19 protein-coding genes and 1 tRNA gene are annotated in these 23153 nt (G+C 46.3%); 12 read left to right on the top strand and 8 right to left on the bottom strand.

Annotation, left to right across the window (positions count from 1 at the left end; translation table 11 throughout):
* Positions 1–55: 55 nt before the first annotated feature.
* Positions 56–1171 (top strand): ribonuclease D, encoded by a 1116-nt coding sequence (gene rnd / locus AACU59_RS02205; RefSeq protein ID WP_094144907.1) that lies wholly within the window; start codon positions 56–58, stop codon positions 1169–1171.
* A 46-nt stretch (positions 1172–1217) separates the two neighbouring features.
* Here the strand turns inward: rnd and minE are convergent, their stop codons facing one another.
* The 3 genes from minE to minC are packed head-to-tail and all read right to left on the bottom strand — an operon-like array spanning position 1218 to position 2983.
* Positions 1218–1484, bottom strand: coding sequence for a cell division topological specificity factor MinE (gene minE, locus AACU59_RS02200; protein WP_010317176.1), 267 nt, complete (start codon positions 1482–1484; stop codon positions 1218–1220).
* A 4-nt stretch (positions 1485–1488) separates the two neighbouring features.
* Positions 1489–2301 (bottom strand): septum site-determining protein MinD, encoded by an 813-nt coding sequence (minD, locus tag AACU59_RS02195; protein ID WP_013857214.1) that lies wholly within the window; start codon positions 2299–2301, stop codon positions 1489–1491.
* Between the two features lie 19 nt (positions 2302–2320).
* Complete coding sequence (gene minC / locus AACU59_RS02190) at positions 2321–2983, bottom strand: septum site-determining protein MinC (RefSeq protein WP_013857213.1); 663 nt, start codon at positions 2981–2983, stop codon at positions 2321–2323.
* 199 nt (positions 2984–3182) lie between these two features.
* Between minC and AACU59_RS02185 the strand changes: the two genes are divergently transcribed.
* The 5 genes from AACU59_RS02185 to AACU59_RS02165 all read left to right on the top strand — a co-directional run bounded on the left by AACU59_RS02185 (position 3183) and on the right by AACU59_RS02165 (position 9802).
* Positions 3183–3464 carry a YcgL domain-containing protein gene (locus AACU59_RS02185; protein ID WP_094144906.1) on the top strand — a complete coding sequence of 94 codons (282 nt, stop codon included), beginning with the start codon at positions 3183–3185 and terminating at the stop codon, positions 3462–3464.
* Between the two features lie 23 nt (positions 3465–3487).
* Complete coding sequence (locus AACU59_RS02180) at positions 3488–4456, top strand: lytic murein transglycosylase (RefSeq protein WP_013857211.1); 969 nt, start codon at positions 3488–3490, stop codon at positions 4454–4456.
* Between the two features lie 61 nt (positions 4457–4517).
* Positions 4518–5465, top strand: a complete 948-nt coding sequence (locus AACU59_RS02175) for a LysR family transcriptional regulator (protein WP_094144905.1) — start codon at positions 4518–4520, stop codon at positions 5463–5465.
* A gap of 218 nt (positions 5466–5683) precedes the next feature.
* On the top strand, positions 5684–6889 hold the full coding sequence (locus tag AACU59_RS02170) for a NupC/NupG family nucleoside CNT transporter (RefSeq protein ID WP_013857209.1): 1206 nt from the start codon (positions 5684–5686) through the stop codon (positions 6887–6889).
* A 372-nt stretch (positions 6890–7261) separates the two neighbouring features.
* Positions 7262–9802: an Ig-like domain-containing protein gene (locus AACU59_RS02165; protein ID WP_094144904.1), complete on the top strand. Its 2541-nt coding sequence runs from the start codon at positions 7262–7264 to the stop codon at positions 9800–9802.
* Positions 9803–9907: 105 nt separating this feature from the next.
* Here AACU59_RS02165 and folD read toward each other — a convergent pair whose 3' ends face one another.
* Entirely contained in the window at positions 9908–10768 is an 861-nt protein-coding gene (folD, locus tag AACU59_RS02160; RefSeq protein ID WP_010317168.1) for a bifunctional methylenetetrahydrofolate dehydrogenase/methenyltetrahydrofolate cyclohydrolase FolD, read from the bottom strand.
* Positions 10769–10969: 201 nt separating this feature from the next.
* On the opposite strand from folD, the gene AACU59_RS02155 reads away from it, so the two are divergent.
* Positions 10970–11046: transfer RNA gene (locus AACU59_RS02155), tRNA-Arg, on the top strand.
* A gap of 233 nt (positions 11047–11279) precedes the next feature.
* On the top strand, positions 11280–12386 hold the full coding sequence (locus AACU59_RS02150) for a M23 family metallopeptidase (protein ID WP_094144903.1): 1107 nt from the start codon (positions 11280–11282) through the stop codon (positions 12384–12386).
* Between the two features lie 116 nt (positions 12387–12502).
* Here AACU59_RS02150 and AACU59_RS02145 read toward each other — a convergent pair whose 3' ends face one another.
* Positions 12503–12916, bottom strand: coding sequence for a VF530 family protein (locus AACU59_RS02145; protein WP_013857204.1), 414 nt, complete (start codon positions 12914–12916; stop codon positions 12503–12505).
* 332 nt (positions 12917–13248) lie between these two features.
* On the opposite strand from AACU59_RS02145, the gene AACU59_RS02140 reads away from it, so the two are divergent.
* The 3 genes from AACU59_RS02140 (at position 13249) to AACU59_RS02130 (ending at position 17216) form a co-directional block, all read left to right on the top strand.
* Positions 13249–14580 (top strand): ferredoxin reductase family protein, encoded by a 1332-nt coding sequence (locus AACU59_RS02140; protein WP_176428521.1) that lies wholly within the window; start codon positions 13249–13251, stop codon positions 14578–14580.
* Positions 14581–14794: 214 nt separating this feature from the next.
* Positions 14795–15694 (top strand): homocysteine S-methyltransferase family protein, encoded by a 900-nt coding sequence (locus AACU59_RS02135; protein ID WP_094144901.1) that lies wholly within the window; start codon positions 14795–14797, stop codon positions 15692–15694.
* The gene (locus AACU59_RS02130) at positions 15681–17216 is read left to right on the top strand and encodes a BCCT family transporter (RefSeq protein WP_094144900.1); all 1536 of its coding nucleotides are present in this window, start codon (positions 15681–15683) and stop codon (positions 17214–17216) included. The genes AACU59_RS02135 and AACU59_RS02130 overlap by 14 nt, the downstream gene beginning before the upstream one ends.
* A gap of 97 nt (positions 17217–17313) precedes the next feature.
* Here AACU59_RS02130 and AACU59_RS02125 read toward each other — a convergent pair whose 3' ends face one another.
* Positions 17314–19095: an alpha-amylase family protein gene (locus AACU59_RS02125; RefSeq protein WP_094144899.1), complete on the bottom strand. Its 1782-nt coding sequence runs from the start codon at positions 19093–19095 to the stop codon at positions 17314–17316.
* 197 nt (positions 19096–19292) lie between these two features.
* A complete protein-coding gene (locus AACU59_RS02120) occupies positions 19293–20531 on the bottom strand; it encodes a DEAD/DEAH box helicase (RefSeq protein WP_010318100.1) in 1239 nt (412 codons plus the stop codon).
* Between the two features lie 325 nt (positions 20532–20856).
* Here AACU59_RS02120 and AACU59_RS02115 point away from each other — a divergent pair, with 325 nt between their 5' ends.
* The gene (locus tag AACU59_RS02115) at positions 20857–21630 is read left to right on the top strand and encodes a hypothetical protein (protein WP_094144898.1); all 774 of its coding nucleotides are present in this window, start codon (positions 20857–20859) and stop codon (positions 21628–21630) included.
* 47 nt (positions 21631–21677) lie between these two features.
* Here the strand turns inward: AACU59_RS02115 and AACU59_RS02110 are convergent, their stop codons facing one another.
* Positions 21678–23045: an L-serine ammonia-lyase gene (locus tag AACU59_RS02110; protein ID WP_094144897.1), complete on the bottom strand. Its 1368-nt coding sequence runs from the start codon at positions 23043–23045 to the stop codon at positions 21678–21680.
* Positions 23046–23153: the final 108 nt, after the last annotated feature.

Below are 23153 nucleotides of genomic sequence, written 5' to 3'. Positions count from 1 at the left end.
AAACCGTCGGCATTTTTATGTCCCCTCTAGTAGGGTTGCCCAAAGTGAGCCATTAGTGAACTACCAAATAATTACCCAGCCTAACGACCTACAACATGTATGCCTTGCCGCGCGAGATGCCGATGTGGTGATGCTCGATACCGAGTTTGTCCGAGTGCGTACCTTTTACCCACAGCTCGGATTGATCCAGCTTTATGATGGTGAAAACCTCTCTTTAATCGACCCACTTGCCTTTGATGACATGGCCCCTTTTGTCGAGCTACTGCAAGACACCTCCGTGCTCAAAGTGCTGCATGCGTGTGGTGAAGATCTCGAAGTGTTTCATAATGCATTTGGCTGTACACCGTTTCCAATGGTCGATACACAAGTAATGGCAGCCTTTCTCGGCCATGGACTGTCTACCGGATTTGCCGCATTGGTTAATGAATTCTTAGGGATTGAAATTGATAAAAGTGAATCGCGTACTGATTGGTTAGCAAGGCCTTTATCGCAAAAGCAGTTGGATTACGCTGCCGCCGATGTGTTTTATTTGCTGCCGATTTACGAGAAATTACTTGATAAAGTGACGCAGGCGGGCTGGTGGCAAGCGGCGCAGCAAGAATCTGAACTATTGAGCGTCAAACGCATTAAACAGACTAATCCCGATTTGGCCTATTTAGATATCAAAGGGGCATGGCAACTAACACCGCAAGAATTAGCGATTCTCAAACCCTTAGCTACTTGGCGCTACGAAGAGGCGGTACGCCGTGATTTGGCACTCAATTTTGTGGTCAAAGAGACAGATTTGCTGACTATCGCTCGTTTGGGATTGACGAGTGCAAGCCGTATGATTGATGAAGGGGCCGATCCGAGATCGATTCAACGTCACAGTGCTAAAATCATTGCATTGGTGAAAGCGGGTCAGCAGACTCCGGCTGATCAATACCCACCTAAAATCGACCCTTTGATGGACTATCCCGGCTATAAACAGTTGTTTAAACGGTTGAAAGATGAAGTCAAATCAGTGTCTCAAACCACGGGTTTAGCGACTGAATTTTTAGCCTCTAAAAAACAGCTCAACCAGCTATTGAGTTGGGTGTGGAAGAAAGAGAGAGATCCCGCGCAATTGCCGGATGTGATGCAGAACTGGCGCTTACCTATTCTCGGTGAACGGCTCAACAAATTGGTTTAGTAAAGAGAAAGAGCCTGCAATTTTGCAGGCTCTTTTATCATAAGAATTACTTTTCTTCGTCTGGCAGTTTCACGTTCAATTCCAGCACAGAGATATCATCATCTTTGTGCTCAAAAGAGACTTCAACCATCGAAGGGTCAACCGCGACGTATTTGGCGATCACCTTGAGAATGTCTTCTTTCAATTGAGGCAAATAGGTCGGTGCGGGGTCATTTTCACTACGACGTTCGGCGACGATAATTTGCAAACGCTCTTTGGCAAGGCTTGCTGAGGTCGTTTTCTTTTGTGGTCGGAAAAACTCAAGTAGAGACATAATATTAACCCCCGAAAAGTCGTTTAAAGATGCCCTTTTTCTGCTCCGTTAGAAAACGAAACTCGACTTCTTGCCCTAATAAGCGCTCGACAGCGTCAGCATAAGCTTGACCTGCGTCTGATTGATCGTCAAAAATAACCGGAACACCTTTGTTGGAGGCATTAAGCACCGCTTGGCTTTCTGGGATCACGCCAAGTAAAGAGATATGTAAAATCTCTTCAACATCTTCCACGCTCAACATTTCACCTTGTGTCACGCGAGTAGGGTTATAACGAGTCAATAAAAGGTGCTGTTTAACAGGCTCTAACCCTTGCTCTGAGCGCATCGATTTGGAATCCAAAATCCCTAAAATGCGGTCCGAGTCGCGCACGGAAGAGACTTCAGGGTTCGTCGTTACAATCGCTTCATCAGCAAAGTACAAAGCCATCAACGCGCCTTGTTCAATACCTGCTGGTGAGTCGCAAATGACGAAATCAAAGCCCATCGTATCGAGTTCATCCAAAACGCGCTTTACGCCCTCTTTGGTGAGCGCATCTTTATCACGGGTTTGTGAGGCAGGCAGAATAAACAAGTTTTCGGTGCGTTTATCTTTGATCATCGCTTGGTTAAGTGTCGCCTCACCGTTGATGACGTTGACAAAGTCGTACACCACGCGGCGCTCACAACCCATGATTAAGTCAAGGTTACGCAGACCGATATCAAAATCGATGACCGCTGTCTTTTTACCTTTTAAAGCCAAGCCAGAAGCAATTGCTGCGCTTGAGGTTGTTTTACCAACGCCGCCTTTTCCTGACGTTACAACAATAATGCGTGCCATTATGTTTTCCTTGTTAATTTTAAATCGTGAGCGTTTCAAAATGCAGTGAATCATCAACCATGCTGAGCATCACTTTCTTCTGCCAAAACTCACTTTCAATTTGATCGCTAAGCCAATAATTTCCAGCAATGGAGACCAGCTCTGCTTGTAAATCGTGACAAATAATTTTTGCTTCCGTTTGGCCGCTGGCACCGGCAATGGCCCTTCCGCGCAGTGAACCATGAATGTGAATTGAACCATCGGCGATCACTTCGGCCCCCGCGCTGACGTGATTGAGGATCACTAAATCGCTATCTTTGGCATACACTTGCTGGCCAGAGCGAATGGGCGTGCGAATCACCTTGGTTGGCGCTATTTGAGCGGGTGCTTGAGAAGGCGACTTGCTTGCCGCCATCACGGCAAAGCCGGCTTCTGAGGCTAAGTTTTGGCTGCGTTTATCACGGCAACCTGTCACACCGACCGGGATCATTCCTGCTTCAGTGATGCCTTGTTTAAGTATCGCAAAATCAATATCGCCAATCACTTTAGCAATATTGATCACCACAGGTGCAGAGGCAAAAAAAGCAGGAGCTTGGGCGACTTTTTCCTTGAGAAACTCAACGGTATTGGCAACTTCACTGTCGCAAAGGTGTAACACTGACAAAGTAAAACTGCTACCTTTTAGGTCAGGAGTATTCGACATCTTATATTGACCTCAATAACTAATGGCTTCACTAGAAAGGGCGTTGCCTGAAACTAGGGTTGTCATGTTATATTCCCTGACTTAGCTCAGCAAGTTATCTTGCGGTCAAATGTTTGTTTTAATCTCAAATTTGGTAAAAGTTTAACGTTTCTAACTTAATTGGCTCGAAAAGCCAGTTTATTACAATAAAAGGTTTGTCATGCTTTGCTCTATCTACAAAAGCTCTAAAAAAGAAGGTACCTATCTCTATATCTCCAAAAAGGATGACTTTTCACAGGTTCCTGACACATTAATGGCGATGTTCGGTAAACCTACTTTAGTCATGGTAGTGAAACTGGAAGGGCGTACACTTGCCCAAGTGAACATTGAAAAAGTAAAAGAGTCTCTAGAAAATGAGGGCTTTTTCCTACAGTTACCGCCACCGCCACAAAATTTATTAGAACAATATAAGCAGCAAAAGGCTCAGCAAAAAGATAGCTAAGTTTTCAGCTCAAGGAGGACGATTTGAGAAAGTTATTGTCAGTCGTATTGGGATTAAGCCTCTCCACGCCATTGATGGCGAATGAGGTTAGTTTTGAACACTATGTGGAAGGCTTGAAGCAGCAAGCACGAAATGAAGGCATTTCAGAGCAAATTTTAATCGATGCGTTTAAAAATGTGGAGTACAAGCCACGTGCTGTGACGGCCGATCGCAATCAACCAGAAAAGAAACTAACGCTGGATGAATATATCCCACGCGCGGTTCCAGAATGGAAAGTGAACCAAGCAAAGGCGCTGTATGAAAAGCACTATGCAGAGCTTAGCCGCATTGGCGAACAATATGGCGTGCAACCGCGCTTTATCGTGGCTTTGTGGGGCGTAGAAAGTAATTTTGGTGCGTTGACCGGTGGTTTTAGTGTTATTGATGCGCTGACGACTATGGCTTATGACGGTCGTCGGGAAGAATTTTTCCGCAAGGAGACAATGGCCGCGTTGCAAATTCTGCAGCAAGGTCATATCCAAGCTGATGAGATGAAAGGGTCTTGGGCTGGCGCGATGGGACAATGCCAGTTTATGCCGAGTTCGTTTTTGGCGTTCGCTTCCGATGGTAATGGCGATGGCAAAAAAGACATTTGGCGCTCAAAGGAAGATGTATTCGCGTCGACGGCCAATTATCTCAGCCAATCGGGATGGGATGATAAATACACTTGGGGCCGTCAAGTTAAAGTTCCGCATGGGTTTGACCGCACTTTAGAAGGGCGACAGCCCGAAAAAGGGAAATCACTGAGAGAGTGGAACAAGCTCGGTATTACCCGTTACGAAGGTAAACCACTGCCTAATTTAGACAACGTTCAAGCTTGGCTTATCATGCCAGATGATGAAAATGGCCGCGTTTACTTGGTATACAACAACTATAATGTGTTGATGAAGTGGAACCGTTCATATTATTTCGCCCTCGCGGTGAGCCATTTGGCGGATAGAATTACCTATTGATTTGAACCTTAATTGAACGCAAAGGGCTCATCATGAGCCCTTTGCTATTTCTGGAGAGTGTGTGCTAGTTGAACGTGCAGGGCAAATGGTGATATTTGCTGCGTTAATCAAACATCAAGGCTTTACCGCTGCGGCCAAAAGCTTAGGCGTATCAGTATCGCATGTTAGTAAGCAGTTGGCCTTACTGGAAGCCTCGCTCGGGGTGAAGCTCGTTCAGCGAACCACTCGCAGCTTCACCACAACCGAGGCTGGAGAGGCTTTTTATCGCCATTGTATTGCGGTCGTTGGGTTGATGGATGCTGCGCAGTCTGAAATGGAAAGCCAGCGTGATGAGGTGTCTGGGCTGATTAAGCTTGGTCTTTCACAGTCGTTTGGTTCTTTGCACATTTTGCCAGCACTGGAGGCGCTTCGTCAGCGTTATCCAAAACTGCAAGTGGAAGTGCATTTGTTCGATTATCGAGTCGATATGCTCGAAGAAGGGCTTGATTTGTGGGTGACCAACAACGAACATTTGCCTGAAGGGTACGTGGCGCAACGTCTCGCCGATTGCCAATTTGTGCTGGCGGCGTCACCGGAATACTTATTAAACCATTCACCCCCTCAGACACCCGGTGATCTGTTAGGTCACAACTGTCTTATCTACCGCAGTTGGGAGCGAGATTACACCAGCTGGTCGTTTGCCAATCCAGAGCAAAAGGTCAACATCAATGTGTCGGGTAACTATTCGGTGGATTTAGCCGAAGCCGTCCGTGACGCCGCCGTGGCAGGGTGGGGTGTTGCTTACTTGGCGACTTATTTAATTCGAGATGAATTTCGAACCGGTAAACTGATCCAGTTGTTGCCAGATTGGCACGCAAATCAAAACATGCCTTTTTATGCGGTTTACCCGAGCCGACAACATATGCCGAAGAAAACCTCAGCCGTGATTGAATTTATCAAGGCTTTAATCGGTACACCTTGCTACTGGGATACTCAGTTAGAGCCTTACATCCGTTTGACAAAAGTGTAATGAGTACGAATTATTATTTCTAAACTCAGAAACATCTTTTCTATATGGAAAATATAAGCCTAGGCAATCGTTTAGCTTGTTACAAATCAACAGCTTGAAACAAGAGGCTTAAGGCTGCTATTTTTAAGCACACCTCTGTAACATTTGCGACTTGCGCATTCGTTTTCGCACGATAGAATGCGCGCCTTTCCTATCCCCGTTATCTGGATTGACAGCAAATGAACTCATTACTTGGCGTCGTCGCCATCTTATTTACGGCTTGGCTACTTTCTACCAATAGAAAAAACATCCAACTTAGAACTGTGTCGCTCGCTTTTTTATTGCAAGTAGGCTTTGCACTATTGGTTCTGTATGTCCCTATGGGGAAAGAAGTACTCAACAGTGTCACGGGTGCGGTATCGAATTTGATCAATTATGGGCAAGAGGGAATTGGCTTTCTCTTTGGCGGTTTAGCCAATGGTAGCGTTGGTTTTGTGTTTGCGATTAATGTGCTTGGCATCATCATTTTCTTCTCCGCTTTGATCTCCGGTTTGTACCACATTGGTTTGATGCCTAAAGTGATTAATTTGATTGGCGGTGGTTTGCAAAAATTATTGGGTACGGGGCGTGCAGAGTCACTGTCAGCCACGGCGAACATTTTTGTCGGCATGATTGAAGCGCCGTTAGTCGTTAAGCCCTATTTAAAGCACATGAGTGATTCGCAATTTTTTGCGGTGATGACGTGTGGCTTAGCCTCGGTTGCGGGCGGAACGTTAGTTGGCTATGCCTCACTGGGCGTTAACCTTAACTATCTTATTGCGGCGGCATTTATGTCAGCTCCAGCCGGTTTGTTGATGGCGAAAATTTTGGTGCCGGAAACCGAAGCGCAAAGTCAGCAGGTGGCCAACGAAGAGGTTGAGATACCAAAAGCAACCAATGTGGTTGAAGCCGTGGCTGATGGGGCAATGTCTGGGCTTCGTATCGCGGTTGCGGTTGGGGCAACGTTACTGGCCTTTATCAGTGTGATTGCGCTACTCAACGGCCTATTGGGCTGGGTGGGCGGTCTGTTTGGCTTAACCCTTAGTTTTGAATTGATTTTAGGCTACCTATTTGCTCCAGTTGCGTGGCTGGTGGGCATTCCATGGAGCGAAGCGATGACGGCAGGCTCACTGATTGGTAATAAAATTGTCGTGAACGAGTTTGTCGCTTTTATCCAATTGATGGACGTAAAAGATTCGCTCAGTGAACATTCTCAAGCGATTGTAACTTTTGCTCTGTGCGGCTTTGCCAATATTTCGACCATGGCAGTATTGATCGGTGGTTTGGGCAGTTTGGTGCCAGAGCGTCGCAGCTTCATCTCTCAATATGGTTTTCGAGCGATCAGCGCTGGCGTGCTGGCTAACTTGATGAGTGCTGCACTTGCTGGGGTTATTTTGTCGCTATAAACGTAGCGTTTCTATTGGTTACGAAAACCCACCATACATTTTGTATCTTCGATGCCGGCTAACAGAGCCGGCATTTTTATCCATCCATCTCACCAAAATAATATTGACCATATCAATTTCTCAACGACGTGTGATTAGGTGAGTTCGTGAAGTCCGCCGAAAAAGATTTGCAAGCGGTGTTGATGTTTAAATCATGCCGTGATTTTGAGCTGAGATAATTAAAATTATCAGTTATTTAGAGTGCAATTCTCGTCCTCTAGCTTATTAGTTATATACCCTGCCTACTTGATGTTGCTTTGTCTCGCGTATTGCAGGCCACCACGTCAAGTTACTTGGGAACGGGTTAATTATTCATAAGCAAAGGAGAGAACAATGAGTTCTTATCTACTCAGAGCCGCCATCATTACAACGTTAGGGATAAGCTACCAAGCTCAAGCCTATAACTGTGATGGCTTGGGCTCTTGGGATACGGCCGCCATTTATACGTCCGGCGATAAAGTGACGCAATCTAACGCAGCCTATCAAGCTAACTATTGGACGCAGGGAAATGATCCTGCAAGCAATAACGGCCCCTGGGCATTTTGGCTATCACTCGGGCAGTGTGACAGCGGTGGTGGCAATGTTCCACCCACGCTAAATCTCGTTTCTCCTGCCAATAATGCACAAATCCCACAAGGCAGCTTAATCACGCTGCAAGCCACGGCGTCTGATAGCGATGGTAGCGTGGCACAGGTTGAATTTTTGATTGATGGCGTGTCGATCGCCGTCATCACACAAGCGCCTTTCCAAACCGATTGGACTGCCGCTTTAGGCGCAACCCAAGTGACTGCAATTGCCACTGATAATCAGGGTGCGACTACGTCAACCGCGTCAACCATCTCGGTTACGCCTGTTGGTGGTTTAGTGCCTCCGTCCATCTCCTTAACCAGCCCAACAGGTGCTGAGCAGCTAGCGGCTGGTGACTCATTGACGCTAAGCGCTAATGCCACCGATTCGGATGGAACCGTCACGCAAGTTGATTTTTATGTGGATGGACAACTCATCGCTTCAGATACTGCAGAACCTTATGCCCACGATTGGACTGCTGTCTCAGGCTCTCACACCTTTAAAGCCAAAGCGACGGATAATGATAACCAAACGACTCATAGCCAAGAGGTCGCCTTAGTTGTATCTGGAGGCTCAAGTGGTGGTTGTGCAGGTTTAGCAACCTATGTGGCGGGTAGCAGTTACGCAGTGGGCGAACTGGTGCAAAACAATAATCAAAAGTTCCGTTGTGATATCGCAGGTTGGTGCTCTTCCAGCTCAGCGTGGGCCTATGAGCCGGGCAAAGGAAGTTATTGGCAAGAAGCGTGGACAGGAATGGGCGCGTGCGCCACGCCACCTACCGTTTCATTGACGAGCCCTGCTGACAATGAAGTGATTCTGGCTGGTTCTACCATCCTGCTCAGCGCACAAGCTAATGATGCCGATGGCAGTGTAGTACAAGTGGAATTTCTTGTTGATGGCACGAGCCTTGGCGTAGTAAACCAAGCGCCTTATTCGGTTGAGTGGGTTGCGAGCAAGGTCGGAAGTACCACACTCAAAGCCATCGCAACCGATAATGACAATAATAGCGCTGAAAGTCAGATTAACGTTTCAGTAAGCGATCAAGCGTTAGTGGTGTCGTTAACATCGCCAACGTCAGGGCAAACCGTCGGTTTAGGTAAACCAGTCAATATTGCTGCCAATGCGACGTCACTCACTGGTGCTGTTTCTAAAGTCGATTTCTTAGTGAATGGAGCGGTGGTCGCAACTGATACCAGTGCGCCTTATGCCTACACTTGGACACCTACGGCTATCGGCGAATACACAGTGGCTGCGCAAGCTTATGATGCAGGCAGTAGTGTATTGTCAGACGCAGCTGCCGTGAAGGTGGTTGAACAGACACAGAAAAAGCACAAATTGATCGGTTACTGGCATAATTTTGTCAATGCTGCTGGCTGCCCAATGCGTCTCGCTGATATGTCTGATGCGTGGGATGTGATCGATATTGCATTTGCCGATAATGACCGCAACAGTAATGGAACCGTGCATTTCAATCTTTTCGCAGGCGATGCGCATAGTAGCTGTCCCGCCTTAGATGCTACCCAGTTCAAGCAAGATATGGCGGCCTTGCAAGCCAAAGGCAAAGTTTTTGTTTTGTCACTTGGTGGCGCTGAAGGCAACATTACGCTCAATACTGACAGTGATGAAGCGCACTTTGTTGATAGTTTGACGGCGTTGATCAAAGAGTGGGGTTTTGATGGCTTGGATGTTGATTTAGAAAGTGGTTCTAACTTAATGCATGGCTCGCAAATTCAAGCGCGCTTGGGCCGGGCATTAAAGCAAATTGAAGCCAACATCGGCGGTGATATGTACCTGACCATGGCTCCAGAACACCCTTATGTTCAAGGAGGAATGGTGGCTTATAGCGGCATTTGGGGAGCGTATATTCCTATCATCAATGAGGTTCGTGACACGCTCGATCTACTTCATGTTCAGCTTTATAACAACGGTGGGTTACCAAACCCTTATCTACCGGGTGCAGCTCCTGAAGGTTCGGTGGATATGATGGTCGCTCAATCAAAAATGCTGTTAGAAGGGTTTGATTTGGCCGATGGTTCACGCTTTGAACCACTGCGTGACGATCAAGTTGCAATCGGTTTACCTTCTGGCCCGAGCTCTGCCAACTCTGGGCAAGCGCCCACGCAAAACATTCTTGATGCGTTGGACTGCTTAACCAAGGAAACCTCTTGCGCGACGGTGAAACCGAGTTTCAACTACCCTAACTACGGTGGTGTGATGACATGGTCTATTAACTGGGACGAACACGATGGCTACAATTTCTCTACGCCAATAGGTAACAAACTGACGCAAATGAATAATGCCCAATAAAGGCTAAGTTGGTTTATAATGCAAGAACCCCAGCGCAGTGCTGGGGTTCTTTTTGGCTCGCTCATCATAGCTATCAATAACCACTAGCAATAATCAATAACAAGATCAGTTATTGGGGTGAAATTGCTCGCATGCCAACAGGGTGTTTTCAATCAAACTGGCAACCGTCATTGGCCCGACACCACCCGGAACAGGGGTGATCAAGCTTGCTTTGGTGCGCGCTACATCGTACTCGACATCGCCAATCAGTTTGCCTGACTCCAAGCGGTTGATGCCCACATCAATCACCACGGCACCTTCTTTAATCCATGCACCGGGAATAAAATTGGGTTTACCAACGGCCACCACCAACAAATCAGCTTGGCGAACATGGTGCTCTAAATCTTTAGTGAAGCGATGGCATGTGGTTGTGGTGCAACCAGCCAGTAGCAGCTCTAACGTCATTGGTCGGCCGACAATATTGGATGCGCCCACGATCACCGCATGCTTACCACGCAGTTGAACGTTATAGCGCTCAAGCAAAGTGATGATCCCTTTGGGCGTGCAAGAGCGCAGTTTAGGAATGCGTTGGGCTAAACGGCCCACATTGTAAGGGTGAAAACCATCGACATCTTTTTCAGGAACAATGCGTTCAAGCACATGGGTTGTGTCAATCCCGGCAGGTAAGGGCAGTTGCACTAAAATGCCGTCAATTTCAGGGTCGGCATTGAGCTTATCGATTAACGCCAGTAGTTCCTCTTCACCTGCAGTGGCCGGAAGATCATAGGATTTAGAAACAAAACCCACCTCTTCACAAGCACGACGTTTGCTGCCGACATACACTTGTGACGCAGGATCTTCTCCCACCAGCACCACCGCTAGCCCCGGAGCTCGAAGACCCACTTGAGTGCGAGCTTTTACCCGCGCCGCTACTTCAGAGCGAACCGTCTGGGAGATGAGTGTCCCATCAATATTTTGAGCAGTCATGGCTTTCCTTACACATTGGTCGCAAATATTTTTGGGCGCATTGTCGCAGATATTTAAAGTAACATCTATAAGCAAACGTTTGCTTTGTTCTGTTTTTCGTCACATGGTTAGCGAATGGCAGTTTTTTAGGCATTTGAAACAGAATGTTAGAGAAAGCGATTGATTTACGGAGTTCAACTCGTATAATCCTGTCCCTGTAGCGCGCCCTTAGCTCAGCTGGATAGAGCACGTCCCTTCTAAGGATGTGGTCGTAGGTTCGAATCCTACAGGGCGCGCCATTTATTCAAGAAAGCCCCGATAACTCAAAAAGTTGTCGGGGCTTTTGTTTTTTATGTTCATCCGTTCGGTTTTTTACTCCGATGGTACTTTTGTGCAGAGTGTTGATAATTTCATCGCTTTCATCTTATTACATCTTGCTCCTACTGGCCTCGCAAAACGCACCTTCTTAGCTATCCCACGAATATTTTGTGCCACACTCTATGTGAAATTTAATTCATATGGAGGGTGCGTAATGAATCTAACCAAATCTTCTTTAGTGACATGGTTTATCTGTTTTAGCCCAATGGTGGTAAGCCATCAGTTGTATCCTGATGTCGATACTCCACGACTTAACGAAGCGCAGCTTGCAGAGAGTCAACTGCCATTTTCTCTGATTAGCGATGATGAGTTTGTTTTTCGACCTCATCAACGTCCTTTCAATATTGAAGATTTTATTGGCACCCATCAGCCACATTGGCTTGAGCTTGTCGAGTCAGTTAGCCATTGGGCTGGGGCAACGGGGGTTGATCCTCGAGTGTTATTGACCACTTTAGCGTTATTAGAACAAGAGAGTGCTTCGGAGCAAAGCTTGGACGATAGACAGCGGCAGATCAAAGATATTGCGAATCAACTGTCTCAGCGTTTCTATCACTATCAAGAAAGTTCATCGGCTCTTCAATACAATGCTGCGACGTTAGCGGTCATGCAGCAATTGAATCGGGTGGATGATTGGGCATTATGGAAATCGCAATATGAGCTTTGGTTTGGTGCTTTCAGCGAACCACAAAACACACCAGCTCCTATGCGTATGGGAAACCTCATTGCTTTGCCTAGTGAGGGGTTTATGCAGTGGCCATGGCGCAAAGGGTATCAGTGGATACCTAACGGTACGCATGCGCACAGTGGTTCAGGCTTTCCGCTTTCTTCAATCGACGTTTCTTACGATTGGCCAGCTTGGGGCGCGCCAACTTACAGTGTAACGGCCGCGCATGATGGCTACGTGTCGGTGATGTCTCGGTGCCAACTGCGCGTGACGCATCCAAACGGTTGGGCGACGAACTATTACCATATGGACGGAATCCAAGTCGCGAATAATCAGTGGGTGACGAAAGACAGTAAGTTGGGTGTTTATGCTAACCAGCGTTCCATTGCTTTGTGTGAAGGTGGATCGTCCACCGGTCCTCACTTGCACTTCTCATTGCTTTATCAAGGGCGTTTTCAATCTTTACAAGGTGTGAGTTTTGGGCCATATAAGGTTCAGACTGGGCGATATAGTTACGATAATCATTGCCAATATACATGGCTGTATGACCAACGTAAGCAGCAGAAAGTCTGCTTATGGCAACCTATTTATAATTAAGGTTCACGCTGAAATGTTGTGATGGAAAATATTGGTGCAAGGTTCTCTTACACCAACATTCATTTTGTGCTCAACCGATTTGTTGTGTCGTGAGCCGATCACTGACTTATCGTTCTTTAACGACGAAACGAACGGTTACGTGCGGAACGCTCTTTATGGGCAGAAGCCGCTTTAGCCTGTGAGTTTAAAATGGAATCAACCGTCAGCTCCATTGGCTCTTTAGGTTTGAGGCCATGTGGGAAAGTGCGCGCGCGCGGTGGCAGATCATATTCTTCAGCTGAAGCGCGTGGCATACGTTTAAAGCGATATAGGTAGAAGTTTTCTACTTTCTCTCTCGCCCAATCGGTTTTATTGAGATATTTCACGCTGCTGGCAACCGATGGGTTGGTATGGAAGCAGTTAAAACGCATTGCCGTATCGAGAATATCCCAACCGTAAAAATCCACTAGTTCTTGCAGTAATGTTTCTAACTTAAGACCGTGTAATGGGTTATTTCTTTGTAATTCAATTCTTTCTTCTTCAGTCATCATAACGAGTTCCTAAGTAGTTCACTAACCGAGGCCAGCAGGGGTGTATGGTTTTCGTTGGTTTTTTATTCAAACAACGTGGCATCACGAATGATCATCTCTTAACACGCTAGTTGAAGGGGCCGCATTCTAACAGAATTCAGTGACCCTCCCTAAGATTATCGTGCGGAAGATCAGCGTTGTTTGATTGGTCAGATTTTTCTGCGTTCAATAAAAAGGACATAGCGCTTAAAGAGCTTGGATTGCCGTCTTTACACAGATTTACTTGTTACTTCATCTACTTTACGTTGTGCTTGTTACTCTTATATAACCTTTCTATTTAAGTGGTTATTGTGATGAGCAGAGTAAGCAAAACGGTATTGATTGTGATGGTGGTTGCCTCGGTATTATGGATGCAAGCCGAGCCAACGCTTTTGGTGTCTGAAAACTTCTTCAAGTGGCGATCGGCTTTTATCCAGTGGTCAGGCATTTTGGCCATTGTGGCGATGTCATTGGCTATGGTACTGGCGCTTCGTTTGCCCCTTGTTGAACAGTGGACACAAGGAATCGATAAAGGTTATCGGATACACAAATGGCTGGGCATTTCGGCTACGTTGCTTGGTTTATTTCACTGGCTTTGTTACCAGATACCGAAATGGATGATCGCACTTGAGCTCCTGACTAAACCTAATCGGCTCAATGGCTCTGGCCCACAGGGGAACTTGTCGGGTTTTGCGCTTTGGGTAAAAGAGATGCGCCCGATTGGGTTAGCCATTGGCGAGTGGGGGTTCTACTCATTATTGCTGCTGGTGGGGGTATCACTGTGGCTAACCATTAAATACAAACCGTTTCGTTTATCGCACCGTTTGATGACGGTGGTGTACCTTTTGTTGGCTGGGCATTCGGTATTATTGTTGAAAAAGGCGTATTGGGGCTGGCCGATTTATTGGTTAGTGTTGATGTTTATTGCGCTTGGCTCGGCGGCAGCAATCTACAGTTTGCTTGGATTTGTGGGCCGAAATGCACGTTATTCAGCGAAGATTAGCGCATGCCACTACTGCGCAGCGAGCCAAACGTTAGATTTAAGAATTAAGATGGAGAAACCTTGGCCCGGGCATAAAGCAGGGCAGTTTGCCTATTTGAGTTTTGTTGGCGAAGAGCCGCATCCGTTTACTATTGCTTCGTACAATGAGGCTAATGAGCTGCGATTTTTGATCAAAGAGCTCGGCGATTTTACCACAGGCCTTTATAAGAGAATTACCGTGGGTGAGCCGATTGAGGTCGAAGGTCCATATGGACGATTTGAGTTTTATAGTGATAGGCCACAAGTCTGGATTGGTGGCGGTGTCGGCATCGCTCCATTTATGGCTGGGTTAGATTATTTACACACGGTAAAAGCGCATCCGGCTACTTATCTGTTTTTCTGCTGCCACCATGCAGAGCAAGCCCTGTGTGATGAGCTTAAGCAGAAAGCATTGCGTGCAGGTGTCTCCCTCACAGTGATTGATTCAAGCATTGCGCCGCATTTGTCTGCCGAGACTATTGCTCGCCAGTGTGGTGATTTAAGTCGTTTTGAGTTTTTCTTTTGTGGCCCTGTTGCGTTTTCACGGACTTTAAAACAGGTGTTGAAGCCTTACCATGTAGACGTTGAAACTCAGTTCCATGAAGAGTTGTTTATGATGCGTTGAGTATTTGTTGTGAAATGACCAAGCCCCATGTTTTCTAAGAATTACAGCACGAATGACAGCATGAACAACAGATAGTGACCTTGCGAAAAAGAATAGATAAATCAAGTCACTTACTTGAATAAAATTCATATTGCACTTCAATGTTATTCACTATGATCTTGCTCACAGTATGCTTCAATGGCACTGACCAATAAAGCATTATGGATACGATATTATGAGCAAATTAACCCTTCTTGATGGTGGCATGGGGCGTGAATTAAAAAGAATTGGCGCTCCTTTTTCTCAGCCACTTTGGAGCGCGCAAGCGCTGATTGAATCTCCACAACATGTTCGTTTAGCTCACCAAGGATTTATTGATAGCGGTGCCGACATTATCACGGTGAATAGCTATGCGTGTGTCCCTTTTCACTTGGGCGAGTCACTATATCAAACCGATGGTGCAAGGTTAGCGAACTTAGCCGCGCAGATTGCTGCGGAAGTAGCACAACAGTCAGAACGTCCGATTTTAGTGGCGGGTTCTATGCCACCGGCTATGGGAAGCTATCGGCCTGATCTCTTTCAAGCCGAAGTCGCACGAGCGATTTCACTCACTTTGTATCAAGCACAAGATCCTTATGTGGACGTCTGGTTAGCGGAGACGATTGCCAGTTTAGAAGAGTTGAGCATGATCCAATCGGTGTTTGCCTCATCAACCAAGCCTTGCTATTACGCACTGACTCTGAAAGATGACTCTAATATCGCACAATTGCGTTCTGGGCAGTCAGTGTCTGAAGCCGCAGAACAAATCTATTCTGCGGGTGGGGCGGGTATTTTCTTTAACTGCTCAATACCCGAGGTGATGGCTGATGCCATTCAACAGGCGAAAACGGTGTTGGAAGGCCGAGCGCAAAAGATTGAAATCGGCGTTTATGCAAACAGTTTTACGCCGATTAAATCGGATCACGCCGCTAACCAAACCGTACAAGCCATGCGTGAGTTTAGTGCAGAAGATTATCTCGCATTTGCCAAGCAGTGGTATGCCCTCGGTGCAACCGTGATCGGTGGATGTTGTGGCATCACCCCTCGCCATATTCAAGCACTTTATGAATGGAGGCGCAGTTTTGAAAAATCTTAATTATGGATTGGCTTTTCCTGCGATTGCGTTAGTGCTTGTTTTGTTAACGGTATCTGCGCTTTATCCAGCCACCTCTCAAGCGATGGCGGCGCAAGCTATGGGCTGGGTGAGCCACTGGTTTGGCTGGTTAGTACAGATGGCAAGTTTGGCGTTAGTGGTTTTTTTACTGTGGCTAGCGTGTTCGAAATACGGCCGCATTCGTTTAGGTGAAGAAAAAACTGAATACAGTAATTTTTCTTACGGCGGGATGATTTTTACCGCTGGCGTCGGGGCGTCACTCATTTACTGGGCGATAGGTGAGCCGATGTATTACTTACAATCACCGCCGTTATTTGCTGAGCCTAATAGTTATCCTGCTGCGGCATGGGCCGTTACCTACTCTATTTTTCATTGGGGCATTACAGGCTGGGCGATTTACTGCTTTCCAGCGATTCCGTTTGCTTATGCATTTTATGTACAAAAAAAACGCACGTTAAAAGTTTCCAGTTTGTGTTCTTCGGTAGTGGGTGACCATCCTTTGGTGGCAAAAAGTATCGATCTATTGTCGATTTTTGGTACGTTGGCCGCGTTTGCTAGCTCGCTAGCCTTAACTGTGACTTTGGTCAGCGCCGGTGTGGCAGAGCTGTTACAAATTGAGAATAGCCTTGGCTTACAAGGCACAATTATTGTGCTTTTTGTGGCTGCGTTAGTGGTTGTGATGGGGGTTGGTTTTAATCAGGGTATCAACATGATTTCTAACTGGACAGTCAGCATGGCGGTGTTGTTTGCCCTGTTTGTATTATTGGCGACTCAACCTTCTTTCATTCTTAATAGTTTCACTGACTCGCTGGGCGTGATGTTGGATAATTTCTTTAGAATGTCATTGTGGACAGACCCTGTTCAGCAAAGTGGTTTTGCACAAGGCTGGACTCAGTACTATTGGTTTTGGTATTACGCGTACTTGATTATGATGGGCCTATTCATCACGCGAATTTCTCGTGGACGAACGATTCGTGAAGTGGTTTTGTACACCATCTCGATGGGCGCTTTGGGCTGCGCATTTTTTATCTCCATTTTTGGTGGCTATGCGGTGTGGGCTCAAATGCTGGGCGGTTTACCCGTTCAGGGCTGGATGGCAGAAGGTGGCTTAACCTACGCAGTGGTTTCATTGATAAAAACCTTGCCTGGGGGAAATGGGGTGCTTGGGCTATTTCTGCTCATTCAGTTTTTATTGATGCTGACCACTATGTCCAGTGCGAGTGTTGCGACGGCGATGCTCACCACCAATGAATTGGCTTTGAATGGTGATCCTGATAATCGAGTAAAATTGCTTTGGGCCTGTGCGATTGGGCTGATCAGTTTAAGTGTATTTTTGGCTGGGGGAGGGATTGAAACCATTAAGTCGCTTTGTGTGGTCGCAGGCCTTCCTATGATGTTCATTTACGCCATCATGCTCAAAACCTTTTTACATACTTTAGGCATTTTGCCCAATCAGCATGAGCGGGAATCTGATCAAGAGCCCGTGTTAATGAAAGTCACTTAAAGCAAGCCTTAACCTTATAGCCTTTAGCAAAACAAGCCAGCACGATGAAGATGCTGGCTTGGTGTATTGAAAGAAGACCAATGACTCTCTTTGAGGTTTAAATATTATTGAGAACCATGAAATGGGTCGAAAGTGGAGTGAAGTCGATCATCACATAGCTCTCTTGTTCGTTGACGAAGAGCGTCAGCGTTTGTTGATTTAGCGGGTCGAATAGAGTGTGCTCACCACTGGTTAACTGCCAATAAGTGGTCAATGCTTTAGGTAAATGCAGTTTTACGGTTTTGCCACTTGTGGCACTGAAGTTCGCTGCGATGATCAACTTTTGTGACGGGTTAGAGCGAGCAAAGGCAAATAAGCAATCTTGTTGGTCGGAGAAGTGTTCAACATTGGCGGCGTACAGATCATGATATTCACCGGTCAGTGCGGGGCTCTGTTTGACTAAATTCAGTAATGTTGAGTAGAAATGGCGCAGCTGTTTCTCGCTCTCGTTTAATTGGCCACCATCAAATGCACCGTTATTCATCCATTTTTGGTGTTGTGGAACACCGATATAGTCAAAAATAGAGGTGCGCGAAGGCTGGCCAAAGCCGGCATGTTCCGCTCCCGGTTCGCCCACTTCTTGCCCAAAATAAAGCAAGGTCGGTGAGCTGGATAAACAGGCTGAAATCAACATGGCTGGGCGTGCTTTATGTGCTTCCCCTGCAAATTCAGGCGAGGCAATTCTCTGCTCGTCATGGTTTTCCAAGAAATGCAGCATGTGATGCTCAATGTCGCGCAGTTGATATTCAATACGACCAATCTCTTTGGTAGAGCCGTGTCCTTGCATGATGGCTTTGAGACTATCGTAAAGGTCGACTTTGTCGTACAGATAGTCCATTTTCCCGAGCTGGATATAATCGCGGTATAAATCTGGCTGATACACCTCTGCCATTAAAAAAGCATCGGGGGTGTGTAGCTTAATTGCCGAGTTGAGATAGCTCCAAAATTCAATCGGTACCATTTCGGCCATATCATAACGAAAGCCATCCACGCCTTTATCGAGCCAATAAAGAGCGATATCCCTAAATTTACGCCATGAATCCGGGACACTTTTGTCTTGCCAGAAAACGGCGTGTTCAAGGTGAGATAGGAAACGGTATTGCTGCGGAAGTTCGGTAAAATCTTTGCTTCCATCAGATTTGATGCCGTAGTTTATTTTGACGGTTTCATACCAATCATCGATGTTCGGCTTGGCTAAACGAGATCCATTGCCTGTCCATTTGGCGGGGTGTTCGTAAAACGGGGTGGCTAAATCTGGGTGGCATTCGCCGCCCAACGGTAGCAATGAGGTGGGCATATCTGGCAGTTTAAAGGGGGTGTCGGGTAGGTAATAGAAGTTATTGTCCCTTGCGTATTGCACACTGGTATCATCATTTGCACCAAAATCATTGACCCCGAGAGGGTTATTGAGCCCTTGATATTGGCGCGCCACGTGGTTAGGGACAATGTCAATGATGACTTTCATGCCCGCTTGGTGTGTACGCTTAATCAAGGCTTCAAATTCGTGATTACGCTGAGCTGGGTCGTCGGCTAAATCAGGGTTTATCGAATAGTAGTCTTTAATGGCGTAAGGCGAGCCCGCTCTACCTTTGACAACACTTGGGTGATCATTCTCTATTCCCCATGCACGGTAATCACCCACCAGTGCGTGATGTAAAACACCGGTATACCAAATATGAGTGATCCCCAGTTGATGAATTGCATTGAGTGCATCGTCAGTGAAGTCACTTAATTTACCGACGCCATTTTGTTCTTTCGTTGCCCAAGGTGTGTAGCAACAGTTTGTATTACCGAATAAGCGCGTGAAAACTTGATAGATAGTGTATTTGTTGTAAGCCATAACGTGTCAACCTAAGCGATGGTGGGATGCGAGAAATAGGAGATGAGTTGCAGGCTAATAGAAGTTGATGAAGACAGAATCATCCTTGAGTAGTGATTTTGGGGCGTAGAGAGAAAGAAGGCGTAAAAGTGTGATGCGGGAATGATTTAGTCAACAAAACCCCACCGGGCGGTGGGATTTGTAAAGAAGCATTATGCTTATGAGCGTTTTTCTTGTTTAGGGCGAGGGCTACGACGCGGTGCACTTGAGTGCTCGTTATCACGCTTTTTCAAGTGGTAATTTAAAATGGAAATAGGCACGTCTTTTTTCGGTGTGAAACCTTCAATTTCTTTACGCACCAGCAAATGTCCTAAGCGGCTTTCAATCATGCACAAGTTTTTAAAATCATCGCGTGATACGAGAGAAATTGCTTCGCCGGTTGCACCAGCACGACCGGTTCGTCCAATACGGTGAATGTAGTTCTCCGCAGGATAAGGCAAGTCGTAATTCACCACTCTTTCTAAGTTATCAATATCAATACCGCGCGCAGCAACGCCCGTTGCAATCAAAAATTGCAGTTTACCTGCTTTGAAATCGGCTAATAATTTTTCACGAACTTCTTGGCTACGGCCACTGTGAAACGCCTCTGCCGCAATGCCACGCTTTTCCAGTTGGCTAGCCAGCTTTGCCGCACCGTGTTTGGTTTCGATGAAAATCATCGCCTGTTGCCATTGGTTTTCAGTAATCAAATGGCTCAGTAGTGCAGATTTTTGATCTTTATCGACAGTGATAATCCATTGCTCAATTTGATTTGGCGTGCGGTTGTAACCAGCGACATCAATTTCAATCGGATCATTAATGGCTGATTTAGCCAACTCACGCACTGGGCGAGAAAGGGTCGCCGAAAACAGCAAGTTCTGACGATTTAGTGGCAGGCGGTCAACAATTTTGTTGATGTCTTCAATGAAACCCATGTCGAGCATGCGGTCAGCTTCATCCATCACCAACACTTCAAGCTCATCAAAATGAACGGCGCGTTGGCCATACATATCAAGCAAGCGCCCCGGCGTGGCGATCAAAATATCCACCCCTTCAATCAAGCGTTGTTTTTGCTTTTGTGAATCGACACCGCCATACATTGCAAGCGAGGTTAAGGGCAAATATTTTGCGTATTGCGTGATGTTCTCTTCTACTTGCAGAGCCAATTCGCGCGTGGGCGCTAAAATTAATGCGCGAACACGTTTGGCGCGCTGAGTTGTTCCTTGACTAAGCATCTGCAAAATGGGTAGTACAAAGCTAGCGGTTTTACCCGTGCCGGTTTGCGCTGCCGCAATGACATTTTTACCCGTCAAAATGGCAGGGATTGCCTGTTCTTGAATTGGTGTTGGGGCAGAATAGCCGAGTTCGTGAACGGCTTTTAAGATTGGATCGCTCAATCCTAGGTTGGAAAATGGCATGCGGGCTCTCAGAGTTAAAAAGTCAAAACAGTTAGCAAGCGATGGCTTTGCTCAGCGTAAGGCGCTACGCCCTAATACTTTGAGTGCAACTCATCGCAAATTTGGCGCATTCTAGCATGAACTCTTCAAATGCGGTGAGATACCTCAGTGTCAGCGATTGTCTCTTTATTCAGAATAGCGCCTCGTTGCCGAGTCGCTAATATGAGATACCAATAAGATTGTTATCAATGAGTGCGTGGAGTTTGATTGGCATCACGGAGCTTTTAGAACAAATGGGATCTATTTTCGATATATTAACCCTACTTATTTGTCAGGAAATAGATTCATGAAATCTAAGCAGCTACCGATCCAATACATTGTGGTCAGCGCGTTAAAATTAGTCCAAAAAAATTGGCTGACTCTCATGCTGCAATCTTCACCTTTTTTGGTGGTGAATCTCTATTTCACGATTGGTGTTGTTGACTTTGATGATCCACAACAGTTGTTTACATTAACGAATGTGATTGTTTATGTGCTTTATACGGTAACGGCGGCGATGGCGACAGTGCGCTTGCATCGTTTGGTTCTGCTGGGTGAAAAATCTTGCCGTTTGAGCACGATTTTTTATTTAAGTTCGCGTGAATTGCGCTTTATTGGATGGTGGGCTGCTTTAGGCACTATGCTGTTTGCCATTCTAATCATACCTATGTTTATCATTGGCTCGCTGGCAAATATAGTGACTATGCCAATGTGGTTAATCCAGCTTTGTACCTATGCCGCAATGCTGCCTATTGGCTGGTTTATCTCCCGCTGGTCATTAGTTTTGCCAGCAACAGCACTAGATCATCAACCTAGAGGTTTGAGTGTCGCGTGGCAAATGTCAAAGCCCCACGCCAAAGCACTATTTGTGCTGATAGGTGTGATCCCCATGCTTATCAACGCACTACTACAGCCCTTGTTTAATCTGCATTTTCTGCCATTGACATTACTATTGTCACTCGTCTGGTTAGTGGTTTGTGCGGTTGAGATTTGTGTGTTGTCGCTCAGCTTTCAGTGGATTGTGCAGCGAGAAGCGATTACCCAGAACCAAGAGTTACGCATTCCTGAATTTACCGCTTAAACAAGCCCTGTATTCACACAGGGCTTGATGAGGATTGAACGGTATTACTATTCACAAGGTGGTGATAGGTGGATTAACGCTAAGCCGCCTAATGAGGTTTCACGATATTTCCGATTCATATCTTTCCCCGTCTGGTACATGGTCTCAATCACTTTATCTAGAGAAATTAAGCATTTGCTGGTCCGTTTTAGGGCCATGCGTGAAGCGTTAATCGCTTTCACGGCTCCCATTGCATTGCGTTCGATGCAAGGGACTTGAACTAAGCCACCCATTGGGTCGCATGTCATACCCAATGAATGCTCCATGGCAATTTCAGCCGCCATGCAAATTTGTTCGTTGCTGCCACCTCTTAGAGCGGTCAACCCTGCCGCTGCCATTGAGGAAGAGACTCCAATCTCCCCTTGACAGCCTACTTCGGCCCCCGAAATAGAAGCATTGGTTTTGTACAAAATACCAATAGCGCCAGCCACGGCGAGAAAATCTTTCAACTGCTTAGTGTCAAGCTCTCGGATAAAGCGGTGGTAATACATTAATACGGCGGGTATCACTCCTGCCGCGCCATTGGTTGGCGAGGTAACCACTTGCCCTCCCGCTGCATTTTCTTCACTGACCGCGAAAGCAAACAGGTTAATCCAGTCCATGATCTCCATTGGGTCACTTTCAATCGCCGCGTTAGCTTCCAGCTTTTTGAGCAGGGCTGGTGCGCGGCGCGTGACATGCAACCCACCTTCGAGAATGCCTTCCGTTTCAAAGCCGCGCTGCATGCAGAGCGACATCACTTTCCAAATTTGATCGGCTTTGTGGTTAATCGTTTCAAGATCATAAAACGCTATTTCATTGCGCAAAACGAGACTGCCTAAACTTAAGCCATGTTTTTCGGCTTTAAAGAGTAATTCATCAGCAGAAGTAAAAGGAAATTCGACCTCCACGGGTGCATTTGCACTACCGTGTTCCAACTCTTTGGCGGTAGCAACAAAACCGCCTCCCACCGAGTAGTAAGTTTCAAAGGCTAACGTTTCTCCTTGCGCTCCAAAAGCGGTAATCGTCATACCATTTTCATGTAAGGGAAGATTAGTATTTTGGAAGAGGAGGTCAGTTTTTAGCTGGAATGGAATGAGCTTTTTCCCCGCTAAATTAAGCTCTCCGTGTTCAATAGCATGCGCTAGCGCTTGATTGGCGCTGGTGATTTTGATGGTGTCAGGCTTATTGCCCAGCAGACCTAATATCACGGCGCGATCAGTGTGGTGGCCACGTCCTGTAAGTGATAATGAACCGTAAAGGTCAATCTGCACTCTTGCCACTTGCGTTAAATCAGCAATGATTTGGCTAAATTGATAGCCTGCAATCATTGGCCCATTGGTGTGTGAGCTAGAAGGGCCCACACCAATTTTAAAAATATCAAAAATGGATAACATCGACTTCACCTTGAATGTGACCTGTAATAGGTGACAACTTTGCCTAATAATACCCTAGTCTAGAGCTCAAGTATTTGCTAACGTGCAAAAGTCTAACCAAAAACCATA

The organism is Vibrio sp. V23_P3S9T160 (assembly GCF_963886625.1).
GTDB lineage: Bacteria > Pseudomonadota > Gammaproteobacteria > Enterobacterales > Vibrionaceae > Vibrio > Vibrio anguillarum.
Note: the sequence above shows the minus strand (reverse complement) of the source record. Positions and strands in the feature narration are given on the sequence as shown.